13 protein-coding genes are annotated in these 13681 nt (G+C 67.8%); 9 read left to right on the top strand and 4 right to left on the bottom strand.

Going from position 1 to position 13681, the window contains the following annotated elements; genetic code table 11:
- Positions 1-145 precede the first annotated feature (145 nt).
- From CPH93_RS34380 to CPH93_RS34420, 9 genes are all read left to right on the top strand, one after another.
- Positions 146-1315, top strand: a complete 1170-nt coding sequence (locus CPH93_RS34380) for an FAD-dependent oxidoreductase (protein WP_096215103.1) — start codon at positions 146-148, stop codon at positions 1313-1315.
- A 780-nt stretch (positions 1316-2095) separates the two neighbouring features.
- Positions 2096-2296, top strand: coding sequence for a DUF1918 domain-containing protein (locus CPH93_RS34385; protein WP_093481425.1), 201 nt, complete (start codon positions 2096-2098; stop codon positions 2294-2296).
- A 249-nt stretch (positions 2297-2545) separates the two neighbouring features.
- Complete coding sequence (locus CPH93_RS34390; protein ID WP_173909937.1) at positions 2546-3946, top strand: erythromycin esterase family protein; 1401 nt, start codon at positions 2546-2548, stop codon at positions 3944-3946.
- A gap of 288 nt (positions 3947-4234) precedes the next feature.
- Positions 4235-5152, top strand: a complete 918-nt coding sequence (locus CPH93_RS34395) for a DUF1259 domain-containing protein (protein WP_173910041.1) — start codon at positions 4235-4237, stop codon at positions 5150-5152.
- A gap of 271 nt (positions 5153-5423) precedes the next feature.
- A complete protein-coding gene (locus CPH93_RS34400; RefSeq protein WP_096215105.1) occupies positions 5424-6215 on the top strand; it encodes an alpha/beta fold hydrolase in 792 nt (263 codons plus the stop codon).
- A 161-nt stretch (positions 6216-6376) separates the two neighbouring features.
- Positions 6377-7033, top strand: coding sequence for a class I SAM-dependent methyltransferase (locus tag CPH93_RS34405; RefSeq protein WP_096215715.1), 657 nt, complete (start codon positions 6377-6379; stop codon positions 7031-7033).
- 164 nt (positions 7034-7197) lie between these two features.
- A complete protein-coding gene (locus CPH93_RS34410) occupies positions 7198-7869 on the top strand; it encodes a DUF6445 family protein (RefSeq protein ID WP_096215106.1) in 672 nt (223 codons plus the stop codon).
- A gap of 208 nt (positions 7870-8077) precedes the next feature.
- Positions 8078-8512 (top strand): ester cyclase, encoded by a 435-nt coding sequence (locus CPH93_RS34415; protein WP_096215107.1) that lies wholly within the window; start codon positions 8078-8080, stop codon positions 8510-8512.
- Between the two features lie 348 nt (positions 8513-8860).
- Positions 8861-9550, top strand: coding sequence for a DUF998 domain-containing protein (locus CPH93_RS34420; protein ID WP_231977077.1), 690 nt, complete (start codon positions 8861-8863; stop codon positions 9548-9550).
- A 12-nt stretch (positions 9551-9562) separates the two neighbouring features.
- Here the strand turns inward: CPH93_RS34420 and CPH93_RS34425 are convergent, their stop codons facing one another.
- The 4 genes from CPH93_RS34425 to CPH93_RS34440 form a co-directional block, all read right to left on the bottom strand.
- On the bottom strand, positions 9563-10336 hold the full coding sequence (locus CPH93_RS34425) for a class I SAM-dependent methyltransferase (protein ID WP_096215716.1): 774 nt from the start codon (positions 10334-10336) through the stop codon (positions 9563-9565).
- A gap of 75 nt (positions 10337-10411) precedes the next feature.
- Positions 10412-11605, bottom strand: coding sequence for an MAB_1171c family putative transporter (locus CPH93_RS34430; protein WP_096215109.1), 1194 nt, complete (start codon positions 11603-11605; stop codon positions 10412-10414).
- A 5-nt stretch (positions 11606-11610) separates the two neighbouring features.
- The gene (locus CPH93_RS34435) at positions 11611-12111 is read right to left on the bottom strand and encodes an ImmA/IrrE family metallo-endopeptidase (RefSeq protein WP_231977078.1); all 501 of its coding nucleotides are present in this window, start codon (positions 12109-12111) and stop codon (positions 11611-11613) included.
- A gap of 862 nt (positions 12112-12973) precedes the next feature.
- Positions 12974-13657 carry a hypothetical protein gene (locus CPH93_RS34440; protein WP_096215110.1) on the bottom strand — a complete coding sequence of 228 codons (684 nt, stop codon included), beginning with the start codon at positions 13655-13657 and terminating at the stop codon, positions 12974-12976.
- Positions 13658-13681 lie beyond the last annotated feature (24 nt).

Below are 13681 nucleotides of genomic sequence, written 5' to 3' on the forward strand. Positions count from 1 at the left end.
GGCGATCAGGTGGAAAGTCGGAGCAGTTGTACTTTGTGAGTCGCTGTGCTTCCGTGGAAAGGCAAGCCCGGCTGACCGGCATCACGCTCCCGGAGGCCGGACCGCGTTCCCTCCTGCCTTCATCCGCGAAACGGAGCCCGACTCCATGCCCACCACCCCTCGCATCGCGATCGTCGGCGCCGGCCCAGGCGGCCTCGTCTGCGCACGCGTCCTCCAGCGGCACGGCGTGCCGGTCACGGTCTTCGAGCGGGAGGCCGACCCCCACTCCCGCGCCCAGGGCGGCACCCTCGACATCCACGAGGAGACCGGTCAGGTCGCGTTGCGCGCAGCTGGGGTGTTCGACCCCTTCCTCGCACTCTCCCGGGCGGAGGGCCAGGAGTGGCGCCTGTACGACCGCCACGCGACTCTGATACGCCACGACCAGGCCGCCGAGGGCGATCTGAGCCGGCCCGAGATCGACCGCGGCCAGTTGCGTACCCTCCTGCTGGACTCCCTCGCCCCCGGCACGGTCCGCTGGGGTCACGGCGTAAGGGCCGTCACCCCGCTACCCCACGGCGGCGCCCGGCTGCACCACGACGACCGGACCGCCGAGGACTTCGACCTGGTCATCGGCGCCGACGGCGCCTGGTCCCGGGTACGCCCCGTGCTCTCCGACGCCCAACCTTCCTACGCCGGCGTCACGATGGTGGAAGCCCGCTTCGACGACGTCGACCACCGTCACCCCGGCATCGCCCACCTGGTCGGCGCCGGCACCATGTCGGCCAAGGCGGGCCGCCGCAGTCTGGTGTTGCAGCGCAACAGCAACGGACACGTCCGCGCCTACCTCATCTTCCGCGGCCCCCAGGACTGGCACGCCGGCCTCGACCTTGCCGACACCGAAGCCGTACGCGCCCGTCTCCTGGCCCAGTACCAGGGCTGGCACGAGAGCCTGCTGGACATCGTGCGCGACAACGAGGGCGGTTTCGTCAACCGGCCCATGTTCGTCCTGCCCGTTCCTCACACCTGGCAGCGCGTCGCCGGCATCACCCTGCTCGGCGACGCCGCCCACCTGATGCCGCCCGTCGGGGTCGGCGCCAACCTCGCCCTGCTCGACGGTGCCGAACTCGCCCAAGCCGTCATCGGCCACCCCACCATCGACGAGGCCCTCGATGCCTACGAAAGCGTCATGCTGCCCCGCGCCATCGACAACGCCAAGACCGCCGAGCAGTTGCTCACGACCCTCATGCCCGACACCGACTCCGACGACGCCGCCTTCCCTGACACCCTCTGGCCGGCCGACGCCCTCCCTGACTCGAGCCCCGCTCACACCGGCTGAGCCCGGCCGTCAAGGCACCGTCCCCCTCGGTGCCCGCCGACGGGCGCCCACACCGGATGACCCGCGTACTGGACGCGCGTGACTCACGGAGAACGCCTTTACGCGCCGCCCTTGGATACGCGACCGATGCCCAGGGAGGGGTCGCACCGGCCCAAAGCACCCGGCTACCCGCCCGCCCTCGATACCGAATTTCGGAGGCGGGCAGGTGGGGCGGAATTGCGCTTGGTTGGGCGGTCTGGGGACCGAGAGCGGGCGAAGGGTCCACTGCCTCGCTGAAGGCGGTGCAGGGCGTTAGATACGTCGTGTCGGCACGTAGTGATGGATCAGTTGGGCATCACGGTTGGCGTGCCGGTGGTGGGACTCAGCAGGATCGAGTCGAGACGGCCACCTCCCGCGCAGCAGCCGGCCCACTAAATACACCACGCGCGCAAGCTCCGACTTCATCGTTCCCCCCTCTGTGGCGCCCGATCAGACGCCTGGTCAATTCGGCCTCCTGGTCAACTTGGACCCCAAGACCATTGCCGAACGGATATGCCCTGCGGAGCGGCCGGCAAACAGCGTATGGCGATCGGCGAGTCGCCGCCGTTTCCCATGACCAGGACGGCCCGCGCACCTCCGGTCGGCGGACGCAGCCGCTCGCGGCTGCTGCTTCCCCGCCGAGGGAACAGTGCTTCTGGGCAAGTATGGTGATTCTGCGTGATCTCTCCATCCCTGTGTGCTTGAGTCGGCTCCGTGGGCCCGAGAGCCGGTCCCATGGTGGTGCTGAGAGGAGTCGCGACAGTGCATGCCAGCAAAGGGGACCGTCTCGTGGTCCATGGCCGGGTGGTCGGGAAACATGACCGTGTCGTGGAGATCATCGAGGTGCTGGGCCCGGACGGGACGCCGCCATACCGCGTGCGCGCGGAGAACGGTCACGAGACGATTATGACGCCGGGGCCCGACTCGGTTATCGACCACCGCAAGGCAACGAACCTGCCTTAGCGGAAGCAGAAGCGGAAGCGCGGTCGACGCTGTGCGGCAGGTCAGCCGGTGAGCCTGGGAGCATCCCGGGCTCCACCGCCTGCGTATCGCCCGTTCCGCGCCTCCCACCTGAAGAAGTCCTGACCGGGCGGCGGTTGGCCAGTCGTACCCCGTAGGGAAAACCCCCGTGCCCGCCCCACGGTTTTCCGTAACCCGCAACGGAAGCCCGCCGGATGGTCCCGGCCCGTGCGGGGCGAAAGCCTGGGGCGCATGCAACGTTATCCCTCTGCCCTCGTGCTGGCTCTGCTCCTCGGTCTCGGTACGGCGACGGCGGGCGTGCCGTCCACCGCGGCCGCCGCCGTCCCAGCGCCCACCTCCTCAGGTGCCTCCCCGGATTCCTCTTCGGATGCCTCCTCGGGCGCCTCCACCGCCCGGATCGTCGAGGCCCTCAACCGGAGCGCCCATCCCTTACGGACCGTCGAACCATGGGGTGACACCGGCGAACTGCGTCCTCTCGACCGCATGATCGGCGCCGCCCGGGTCGTCGGCATCGGCGAAGCCACCCACAGCTCGCACGACTTCTTCGCTCTGAAGAGCCGCATCTTCCGTCACCTCGTCGAGAAGAAGGGTTTTCGCACCTTCGCTCTGGAGGCCAGCTGGAGCACCGGCCTGCGCCTCAACGACTACGTGCTGCACGGAACGGGCGACCCCGGCCGCATCATGAGCGATGAGTTCCAGAGTGACTACCTGTGGTGGAACAACACCGACTATCTGCGGCTCATCGAGTGGATGCGCGCGTACAACGTCCGCCACCCGCACGACCCGGTCCGCTTCATGGGCGACGACATCGGCTGGACCGGACCGGAGGTGTACGACGCGGTCACCCGCTATGTGGCCCGCACCCACCCGGAGCTGAATGCCCGCTTCGCCGAGCTCTACCGAGGGCTGCGTCCCACCGTGGCGACGGGGACGTACCTGAAGCACTATCTGGACGCGCCGTACGCCGCGCGCAAGGAGATGGCGGACCGGACCGGCCGAGCACTTCGGCTGCTGATGCGCCGGTCTCCGGGCGCGGACCGGGTGGCGTTCGACCGGGCCGTGCAGAATGCGAGAGCCATCGACCGGACCGCCCGGCAGTACGCCTTCGACTTCGACGACCCTGCACAGCTCGCCGCGAGCATGCGCTACCGCGACCGCGCGATGGCGGCCAACGTGGTCTGGTGGCAGCAGCACACGGGAACCAAGATGCTGCTGTCGGCGCACAACGGCCACGTCGCCTATCAGACAGCAGATCCGGCTCAGTACCCCCGGATGCAGGGCGCGTTCCTGCGTGACAGCTTCGGGCCGGCCTATGTGAACGTGGGGCTGACCTTCGACCAGGGTTCGTTCAATGCCACGGGTGCCGACGGCGCGATCCACCGGCGGACAATCGGCCCGGCGGGCCCTGGCAGCAACGAGCGCACCTTGGACCGGGTGCGGCACCGGAACTACGCGGTCGACCTGCGTACGGTCGGCTCACCGGCCCGCGCATGGCTGGCCGCGGCCCGGGCGACACGCAGTATCGGCACCGCCTACCCGGCCGGCCCGTACGACATCGCGCTCGGCCGCAGCTACGACATCCTGATCCACCTGCACCACATCACCGCGGCACGGCTGCGGGGCGACACATGAGCGGCCGGCGGGGGGACAGCCCCCGGGACGATGTCGACGCCCGCGTATGAGCCGCGAGCGATGGCGGCGGACCCCTCCCGCGTCCGTCCGTTTCACCCGTCGCGACGACTGCTTAGCCCAGCTGGCCCCAAGCCGTGACGGCAATGACGGGGTCTCCGGCCCGCCGTGCTTCCATCGCGTCATGGAGGTGCTCACGTGACCGCTGGAGACCGAGAACCACAGCAGGACACCTACCCGCGAGCAAGTGCGCCGCGACGGCGCGTGCTGGCAGCGGCAGCCCTGGCGCCGATGCTGGCAGGTGCGCCGAGCTCCGCTCGTGCCGTGGCCCCCCGGGCCCCTGGGGCGAGGAGTCCCGGGCTGGTCGAGCCGGTGCCCACCGCTCTGTCGGACTGGACGGGCGTGGCTCAGGAGCTGGGTCGCACCGGCGAAATGAAGCGAAATTTGATGTACCACACCGGTCTCCCACGCCGGGACCTCCGGGTGGTGTCCCGCAGGATCACCATCAAACCGGCCCTCGCCCTGGGCTCGCATGTGTCCTTCGTCCGTTACGCCGACGGCAGCACGCTGCTGATGGGCGACGTGGTGGTCACCGAACGCGAACTGCAGGAGTTCACCGATATCCTGCACGAGCACGGGATCCAGCAGACTGCGATTCACAAGCATCTGCTCTCCCAGACTCCCGACATCTGGTGGATCCACGTCCATGCGCACGGCCACGACCCGGTGACCATTGCCCGCGGCCTGCGCGCGGCATTCGACAGCACCGGCACCCCGGGCCCGGTGCCGTCCGCTCCGCCGCAGTCCGTCGACCTGGATACCGCGGGCATCGATGCCGCGCTGGGCGTCAAGGGCGCCACCGACGACGGAATCTACAAGTCCATCTTCGTCCGACGCGAGACCATCACCGATGGCGGCCTGGTACTCCCTCCGGGTCTGGGATCGACCAGTGCGTTCAACTTCCAGCCGCTGGGCGGTGGTTGGGCGGCAGTCAGCGGCGACTGCGCTCTGATCGCCAAGGAAGTCCAGGACGTTCTGGTGGCCCTGCGCCGTGCCGGAGCCGAGCTCGTCGAGCTGCACAATCACGGTCTGACCGACGAACCCCGCCTGTTCTTCACCCACTTCTGGGCCGTCGGCGACGGCGTCCGGCTTGCCCGGGCCCTGCGCCCCGCGGTGGCGGCCACCAACGTCGTGCCGGCCGGCGGCTGACCAGCTGCCCCTGGTGGCGAGCGAACGGGCTCCGGCGACTCTGCCGTCCGGGAGGTGATCGAGCGTGACGTGGCGGAAGGCGCGGTGCGGGTCGGCTGATCAGGGAGAGAGCCGGGATCGGCCTGCCCCGTGCCGGGGGAGCAGGCCTCGCATGGTCGCCCGGAGCTGACCGAAGGCCTGCCCCGGGAATGGCCGACGCCCTCGGAATGACCGATGCGTTCGGGCATACGGTCCACCCTCGGCACCGTTCGATGTGGAGAAGGGTGCGGCGATGAGCTACGCAGAGATCAACGGGCTGTCCCTGTACTTCGAGGGTCACGGTTCCGGCCCGGGGGAGCCGCTGGTGCTGCTCCATGGCGGCTTCGGGGCCGGCGAGACGTTCGCGCCCGTCCTGCCCGCCCTGGCCGAGCAGCGCCGGGTCGTCCTGGTCGACCTGCAAGGGCATGGGCGCACGGCGGACGTCGACCGTCCGCTGCAGCCGGAACTGATGGCAAACGACATCGCCGACCTGATCAAACACCTCGGTCTGGCGCAGGCCGACGTGATGGGCTACTCCCTGGGCGCCGACGTAGCCCTGCGTACCGCAATCCAGCACCCCGCGCTGGTGCGCCGACTGGTGGTGGTATCCACCCCCGCCCGGCGGGACGGCTGGTTCCCGGAGGTGGTGGCCGCGATGGACCGGATGAGCGCGGAAGCCGCCGAGCTCATGGAGCAGGCCCCTGTCCATGAGCTCTACGCGCGGCTGGCGCCCCGGCCGCAGGACTGGCCGGTGCTGGTCGGCAAGATCGCCGAGTTGAAAAAGCAGGACTACGACTGGACGTCCGAGGTAGCGGCCATCAGCGCGCCGACGATGCTGGTGTTCGCCGACGCCGACGCGGTACGCCCCGCGCATGCAGTCGAGTTCTACGCCCTCCTCGGCGGCGGCGAACATGACGCCGGCTGGGACGGATCCGATCGCCCGGCAGCTCGACTGGCCATCCTGCCGGGCGCCACTCACTACGACATCCTGCACTCTCCCCTCCTGGCCAGGATGGTCGTGCCGTTCCTGGACGCGCCGGCCTGAGGGCACGACAGCCGGGTGCAGTTGGCGCGGTCGAAGCTGGTGAGGGCGCCATCGTTCCGGGCGCGCCGATGGTGCCCATCCGGAGCGGTGCGGCGTAACTGTACGCGCATTAAGGCATGTTGGCGCCGTCGTACGTGTACGCCGTAGGCGAGAGTGACGGCATGACGACACTGCCGCATCGCTTCCTCCGGGCACTTGACCAGTTCAACGGCGCCCACCCTTGGGACCACAACGCCCATTACCACCCTTGGATCCTGCGGCAGCTACCCCGACGCTTCGACAGTGCCCTGGACGTCGGCTCCGGCAGCGGCGACCTGGCAAGGCTCTTGGCCACGCGCGCCACCAAGGTGCACGGCATTGACACCGACTCGAAAATCATCGCCCGGGCACAGGAGCTGACCCCTCCGGCAACCCCTGTCACCTTCACGATCGCAGATGCGCTGACCGGAATTCCCGCCGACACCTACGACGTCATCACCTGCGTCGCCGTGATCCACCATCTGCCGTTCACCCGTGCTCTCACCACATTCCGTCAGCACCTGGCGCCCGGAGGAACCCTCGTGGTTCTTGGGCTCTCGCTCCCGACCACTCCAGTCGACTACCTGCTCGGAGCCGCAGCCAGCCCACTCAACGCTGCCACGGGCTGGCTCAAGAACAAGGGCCGTCCGGCACCTCGTCCGGCCTCGATGACGGCCTTGACCCGACCAGCACACATGGGCTTTCCCGACATCATCCGCAAGGCCCATGCGGTCCTGCCCGGGGCACGACTGCGCCGTCGGCTGTTCTGGCGCTACACGCTCGTATGGCATCAGCGTTGAGCGGACTCTTCGTCTCAGCTGAACCAGAACCACGATGCGACGCTTCGGAGAAGCGCGTGCCCTGCTCACCTGCGCGGAGGGTCAAGTGCGGGATGAGCAACCCTTGACCGAAGGTTGCCGCTTGGGTGGCGAGCCCTTGGCGGGACGCGAACTACGTTCCCTCCATGCCTCTACGAACCTCGGCTCTGCCCGTGCTCCCGTACCGCAAGCCGACCCGCGGCCGGGACTACTGGCTGCTGGACGACGTACTGCCGGACCCGGATGCCGTGCGGGAGCGTTGTCTGGCCAGGAACGACTGGACCGAGGGCTACCCCCACAAGCCCGAGAGCTGGCCGGGTCTGCGTACCATGCCGGCGCTCGAACCCGGTGAACTGGCCCATGTCGAGAAGCTGGTGCGAAAGGCGACCGGCGCCCCGAAGATCTGGGCCGAACGCCCCGCGGGCGGCGGGACCGTCAACCACAACTGCGTCCAGGTCGTCGGCGAGGGCGAGTGTGAGCCCCGCCCCCACACCGACTCCCGGAACCTCTGCCGGTACGCGGCCGTGCTCTATCTCAACCCGCTGGTCCCCAAGGACTGCGGCACCAGCTTCTACCGACAGGCCCTCCCGGGCGGCACCCTTGGAGGTAACCAGGTGGCCCCTCCGCACAACAACCTGGTCGACGCCCTCGGCACCCGCTTCGTCGCGCCGGACTCCTTCACCGAGGACGTCCGCATCCCGCACCGCGCCAACCGCCTGCTGCTCTACTCCGCCAACCTTATCCACACAGCGACCCGTTACTGGGGCACCACCCTGCAGGAGAAGCGGATGACGGCGGTCTTCTTCTGGATGGCCTGACGGCGCCCGCACTCTCCCCCTGAACCCGTTCTCAGTGCGACATCAGGCACCGTTGCCCCGCTGGGTCTCACCCCTACCCGTACAGCTGCTTCTGAGTGAACGTCCACGGTGTCCTGGCGCGCCGAGAATGTGGTCAGGGGAGCCGCAGGTGACGATTCAGGCAGTCGTGCTGCTCCAGCCATGCGGATGAAGATGCGGAGAGGTTCTCGTGTCCACCGAGGAGAACAAGAGGTTGGTTCGCCGTTTCTACCAGGAGATCGACGCGGGCAACCTCGATGCCATGGACGATCTCGTGGCCGAGGACTACTTGGACCATTCGCCGCCACCATTTCCAGGCTTCGCAGCCGGCCGCGAAGGACTCAAGCAGGCGTTCCAGCTGTTCTGGGAGGCCACCCCCGGAACTCACGAGATCGAAGACCAGATCGCGGAAGGCGACAAGGTCGTGACCCGGCTGACGGCCCGTGGAGTGCACGAGCACGACCTCCCCGGGATCCCTGCCACCGGCAGTCCGATCACGATGACCGCGACGGTGATTCACCGCATCGAGCACGGCAAGCTCGCCGAAAAATGGGCGGACAAAGACATTCTCGGTTTCCTTCAGCAGCTTGGTGTCATCCCACCGCCTGGTGGGGCATCGGGATAGCCCGTATCGGCATGTGGCGATCCGGCGGGCCTGTCAGGCAAGACCAGGCACACCGGCGAGGATGACGCACTCTGGCGAGGACGACCAGGAGACCTCTGACTCGGCTCGCTAGGAGCACACCGCCTCGTCTCGGCAGCGTTCCGAACCACCGCGGCTGGGCTGCCGGAGCTGGCCCCCCTGAGCCGGGCTCCCGGAGCCGGAGAACGCATCGGGAGCGGCACGATCGAGGGCTGTCGTGAGGGCACGCGCCGCATCGTTGTTGCGCCCTGTAGGCGGGGCGACTCCGGCGTTCGGGCATGAATCGTGTGGAATGACGGCATAGAGCCTCGAGCGCGTACAAGGAGAGTCGTGCATCTTGCCGTCCCAAGCCGCCCGACGAGGAAACCGACCCGTTCCGAGGCTTCGCACGACGTACCGGCAGCGGTGCTGCTGGCGCTGACCGGGCTGATCTACAACGACTGGTTGCTGGCGTTCGTGCTGCCCACAGGCCTGGATGCCAGACACTCGTACGTCAGCGAGCTCTACGCCACCGATCAGCCCTTCCATGCGTTGTTCGCCATTATCGAGGTGATCGCCGCGGTCAGCGTCACTTCCGGTGCCCTGTTGGCACTGCGCCGAGCGTCGGGGCGGTGGTCCAGCGCCGGGTGGTGGTCGTTGATCGCCTTCGGTGCGTTCTCTGTGGCGGATGTGCTGTTCCCGATGCGTTGCGCGGCTTCGGTGGAGCGAAGCTGCGAGGTGGTCAATACGATGCACACGACGACCAGCGCCCTCGTGCATACGGCCATTTTCGCCTCGATGTTTCTGCTCACCGTCGCTGCGCGCCACGAGGCCGACCCCGCTCCCGCGATCCGCCGCTGGGGCCCCGTCATCCTGCCGTGCGCCCTGGTTTCCGCGGTCGCCACCGTCGGCCCCTTGTTCGGATGCCCGGGCTGGCACGGGGTGGCGCAACGGGTGCACCTGCTCCTCGTCGGCGCATGGCTGCTTGTGGTGGCCCAGGCCTTGCGCACGCGGCACCGTCGAGAGCCGCGCACCGGTTGACTGCAGCTCTGCTCAGGCCGGCCCGTTCGTGGTCTCCCCGGAACGGCGGCCCCATGCGGAGAGGGTGAACTGCGGGATGTCGATGAACGCTGGGTCCTTCAGCAGGGTGGCGAACTCTGCCAGGTCGGCTTCGGTGACGAGACCCTCGGCGAGAAGGGCGGGGGCTGCCTGGGTGATGAGGGGGAGCCAGCGGTCCTTGTCGAGTCCGCCCATGCAGCCGGGGTTTGCGGCGAAGCTAACCTCGGCCAGCGCGTTGCGGGCGAGGAGAGCGGGAAGGCCACGGGCCCAGGTCATGTCGGCGCCGTGTTCGCGGTAGGTGCGCTGATACGCGTCGAGAATGCGCCGGACCAGGGGGAAGGGCGAGGTGTCGGCCGGCAGGTGGTAAGGCTCTTCAACGATGAGCCAGCCACCGGGGGAGAGCCAGCGGGTGGCCCGCGCGATCATCTCGTCGCGCTGTGCGAGGTGGCAGAACAGGTAGCGGGCATGGATGAGGTCGAAGCTGCCGGGTGCGAAGTCCTCATGTGTGATGTCGGCTTCCTGGATCTCCAGGTTCGCGGCCCGGCCCGCATCGAGATGGCGGGTGTCGAGGTCGACGGCGACCACGCGTCCGTTCGGGCAGCGGCTGGCTAGCCAATACGCGATGGAGCCGGCGCCCGCGCCCAGTTCCAGGCAGTTCCAGGAGGCTTCGATGGAAAGGCCATCGAGGAGGGTGGTGGTGAACGCGTCGACGCTGCGTTGGATGGAATCCAAGCGATCACGCTCGCGGTGGGCGTCATTGCTCAACATGCCAGTGGTGTAAGGGGAGTTGGCAGGCTGCTGTGTCATGGACTTGATGGACTTCACGGGCTTCATGGGTATCGCCTATTTCGTGGTGGTGGCCGAGGCATGGTGAGTACGCGCGTCCGGCGGCAGCTCGAAGGAGCGTACGACGGGGAGTGTGCGGGCCCGGAGGACGGCGAGCAGGAAGTCGGTTTCGCTGCGGAGACCGTCGTCTGTGGGCCGTTCGGTGGCGAGCGGATTTGGCTGGGGTGTGGCTTCCGCTGTCTTGGCCGAGAGGGCGGCCCGCAGCCAACACGCGGTGATCGCCGGCTCGATCTGTTCTTCCGGCAGGTCCTGGGAGGTGACGTGGCGTCGGGCGTGTTCCATCACCTCGGGCGTCACGTAGTCCTTCAGGATGAGCAGGACGTCGCGGACTTCGATGACCTGGCGGTAGAGCCGGAGGTGGATCGCCTGTGGGCCGCCGAGCACCGCGCGGATCCGGGTGTGCGGTCTCTCCAGGGTCACGTGTGGGACGGCCTCGGTAAGGTCGCGCCACAGAGGGTGCAAGCGCCACAGGGCGCTCGTGTTGCGGGCCGTCCGGCGGATGGTGAGGGCCAGCGGCATACAGACCCCGGCGGTCATCAACCAAGCCGTGACACCGATATTGAGCGGGAACAGTGCGCCCAGCCAGGCAGGGCGGGCGAGGAGGAAGGCCAGGACGACGGCCCAGAACACGGAGGACGAGGTGAAGCCGGCGGCGAGCAGCAAGAGGCCGGTGCGCAGGGGCCGGTCGTCGCGGGCCCGGCGGCCGTAGCGCATACACAGCACGGCGCAGGGGATCGTACCGACGAGGTGGGCTGCGACGAGTAGCCACCAGAAGGGGCTGTACCAGGGGACGGCCTCAGTGGTGACGCAGCCGGCGTGCGGCGCGACGGTGGCGTTGAGCACGATCAGGGCGCCGATGGTGAGGACCATCGGGCCGTAGACCAGCCAGGGGTGGCGCCGGGACATGGCCGCGAGGACGAAGTCGAGGATGAGGGCCGAGCTGAGAACGCCCCACGCATTCATGAACAGGCCGCAGCTCTCAGCGAAGGTGAAGGTGCTGTTCAGGGCCGCGGTCACGGGGTCGAGATAGACGGTGATCGACCCGGCGATCCCGATGACGGCGATCAGCAGCATCTTCTGCTGGTGAGAGCGGCGTGCCGTGGGCCAGCGGAGGACGATGACCAACCACAGCGCCAGTGCGCCCAGGAGCTCGACGCGTTCGCCCAGTACATAGAGGAAAGGTGGGTGCATGGCTCCTACTCGCGGATCCCGAGGGCGGCTTCGAGCGCGCCGCGCACACCTGTCGACGGCGAGGGGGTGAGCATCCCTGCGGCGGCGTGGATCAGGCTGGCAACGAGTTCGGCTTCCTGTTCTTGCTCGGTGGTGTAGTTGGTACGAGCCAGCAGCCGGCTGATCAACTCGGGGCTGATGCTGGGCAGCAGTGCGCTGAGTGCGCCCTGGTTCTCCTCGTCAGTGATGCTGTGATCGCACAGGATGTGCCCGATCTCATGGAGAATGATGTGTTCCTGGTGGAACTTGGTGGTCTTCTCCTCGACATAGATGTCGTCGCTGGCCTTGGTGGCGATCCACAGCCCGCAGGCGTTGAGGGAGGAGCCGAGCGACACGGTGTGGATCTGGATGGGCCGGCCCCGCCGCACCGACAGCTCGTGGATGAGAGCCTCGACGGAGAAGGGTCTGGGGAGGTCGAGCGCGCTGACGAGCGCCTGGCACCGTTTGCGGACCTGCCGAGTTGTCATGGTGCCGCCTCGCTCCTCGCTCGGACACCGGTGGAAGTAGACGTCGTGTACGCAGTGCATAGCCAACCTTCTTGGCTGTCTACTGACCTGCTCCGGGCAACGGCCGTCGGACACTGCCGGGCCGGCCCGTGCTGGGTAATGTGGGTCGCAGCATGTGGTGTTGATGTCACCTGGAGTTGGTCGATGGCTCGGGGCCGGAAAACGCGCTGGTCCTGAACGAAGTACGCACTGAAGGGGACGCGGAGACCGGGCGCGACCTTCATCAGGGTCCCGGCGGTGACGTTGGCGCCTCGGCGCGAGCAGCCGACGTGCTTCTCCATCGCCCACCTCCTGATCGCCATACTGCTCGAAGGCGCAGGGTGTGGCAACTGGGCCTGAAGGGGCGTCTGACCCTCGGGGGCAGCGGACTCACCTGGGGCGACGCTCTTACTGACGTGCTTTCAGTAACAGACGAAGGTAGGGCACTTGCGCCCTGCTGATATCTGCTCCCCTCGACGTGGCAGCCACCGAAAGCCTTTTGCCCGCTCTTGCCGCCCTTTGGTTACGCCGTTCGCCCGCGGTGTACGACCTTCTGTTCGTAGCTCCTCCGCCACACCCCAACTCCCCGCCCCGTCATGACCAGACCGCTGTGCCGTCGGCTTAGGTCACCATCCGCCGCAATCAACTCTCCTTCGGAGCCCTCCCGCACCGCCCCCGCCCGCGGCCGGCAGAAGACATCCGGCCAGGGGACGGGGCCAGGGTGGCATGACTCGGCTACGGCCAATGCCGCTGATTTAGTACTGCACCGCATCTGGCGTGACGAACAGCGCCGGGGCCGTTGCGGTTCTATGACGCCGTTTCCTTTGGTCGTTGGCAGGGTCGGCTACGTGGAAGGTCGTCCTGACAACTCCAGCACGTCCATCAGGTGGCGCTGGGTGTGGGCGTATGCCTCCTGAGCGTTCAGTGTTCCTACATTCACGTTCAGAACATGCCACGGGGTCTGTGCGAGGAGGCGACAGGTTAAGGCGGCTTCGAAGCGGAGATGAGCGGCGGCCGACGAGAGGTCGTGAACAGCCCGAGTACCAGGGGAGTCGGCAAGTTTTCGCACGTACCAGTCTTCCCAGGCATCGCCTTCCCGCTCGACTGCGCGTCGCAGCGCCGTCTCCGGATTGTCGTGGACGTACACCACGGTGACCTGGGCTGGCTCCACGGCCCGGGACAGCTCTTCCATGACCTGGACGAGAGTCCCCTCGTCGTGGCCCCATGCCACAAGAGAGGGAATGAAGGGCAGAAGGGCATCTGTCACCAGGTAGTCCTTGCCCGCCGCGAGCGACTCCGCGACGTAGGCGCGAGTGCACTCAACTAAGGTCGCAGGCTGCACGACGGCAGTCTCACTGGCGAACTCTTCAGCCACGGGCTGGAAGGCTGACCGTGTGAGGATGTCGGCCTCCTCGAAGTGGTCGAGCGATGCGCCGACGCTGGTAAGCCACTGGGACAGCGCACGACACAGGGTGGTCTTGCCGACTCCAGGGCTACTGCCGATGACGGAGATGAGGTGCATAGTCATGGCGGCAGTTTCGCACCCGTGTGC

This window comes from Streptomyces sp. 2323.1 (assembly GCF_900221035.1).
Classification (GTDB): Bacteria; Actinomycetota; Actinomycetes; order Streptomycetales; family Streptomycetaceae; genus Streptomyces; species Streptomyces sioyaensis.

What these genes read in the sequence shown, in the direction of transcription:
- CPH93_RS34410 (WP_096215106.1), top strand. Translation starts at nt 7,198, where the DNA reads ATGCCTCTACGAACCTCGGCTCTGCCCGTGCTCCCGTACCGCAAGCCG.
- CPH93_RS34440 (WP_096215110.1), bottom strand. Translation starts at nt 13,657, where the DNA reads ATGACTATGCACCTCATCTCCGTCATCGGCAGTAGCCCTGGAGTCGGC.
- CPH93_RS34435 (WP_231977078.1), bottom strand. Translation starts at nt 12,111, where the DNA reads ATGACAACTCGGCAGGTCCGCAAACGGTGCCAGGCGCTCGTCAGCGCG.
- CPH93_RS34390 (WP_173909937.1), top strand. Translation starts at nt 2,546, where the DNA reads ATGCAACGTTATCCCTCTGCCCTCGTGCTGGCTCTGCTCCTCGGTCTC.
- CPH93_RS34425 (WP_096215716.1), bottom strand. Translation starts at nt 10,336, where the DNA reads ATGTTGAGCAATGACGCCCACCGCGAGCGTGATCGCTTGGATTCCATC.
- CPH93_RS34430 (WP_096215109.1), bottom strand. Translation starts at nt 11,605, where the DNA reads ATGCACCCACCTTTCCTCTATGTACTGGGCGAACGCGTCGAGCTCCTG.
- CPH93_RS34380 (WP_096215103.1), top strand. Translation starts at nt 146, where the DNA reads ATGCCCACCACCCCTCGCATCGCGATCGTCGGCGCCGGCCCAGGCGGC.
- CPH93_RS34400 (WP_096215105.1), top strand. Translation starts at nt 5,424, where the DNA reads ATGAGCTACGCAGAGATCAACGGGCTGTCCCTGTACTTCGAGGGTCAC.
- CPH93_RS34395 (WP_173910041.1), top strand. Translation starts at nt 4,235, where the DNA reads ATGCTGGCAGGTGCGCCGAGCTCCGCTCGTGCCGTGGCCCCCCGGGCC.
- CPH93_RS34405 (WP_096215715.1), top strand. Translation starts at nt 6,377, where the DNA reads ATGACGACACTGCCGCATCGCTTCCTCCGGGCACTTGACCAGTTCAAC.